Source organism: Pelomicrobium sp. G1 (assembly GCF_051905455.1).
Taxonomy (GTDB): domain Bacteria; phylum Pseudomonadota; class Gammaproteobacteria; order Burkholderiales; family UBA6910; genus Pelomicrobium.
Genome location: NZ_JBQACR010000232.1, coordinates 1 through 316, shown reverse-complemented (window position 1 = coordinate 316; position 316 = coordinate 1). Strand labels below are relative to the sequence as shown.

General features: G+C 66.1%; 1 protein-coding gene. It reads left to right on the top strand.

The window, feature by feature from the left end:
• A partial coding sequence (locus tag ACTFO6_RS18310) for an ASKHA domain-containing protein (protein ID WP_439935812.1) occupies positions 1-316 on the top strand: 316 nt, incomplete at both ends.

The following is a 316-nucleotide window of genomic DNA, read 5'->3' as shown; positions in this document are numbered from 1 at the left end:
ATGCCTATTGCCCATCTTGGCCGGCTTCGTCGGCGCCGACACCATTGCCTGCGTGCTGGCGACCCGGATCTACGAGAGCGAGGAGATCCGGGCGCTGGTGGATATCGGCACCAACGGAGAAGTGGTCATGGGCAACCGCGATCGCTTAATGGCCTGTTCGGCGCCGGCCGGGCCCGCGCTAGAGGGAGCCCAGATCCGCCATGGCATGCGTGGCGCGCTGGGCGCGATCGAGAAGGTATCGATCGGCGAGGACGTAGAATGCAAGGTGATCGGCGACGTGCCGGCCATCGGCATCTGCGGCTCGGGGCTGATCGAC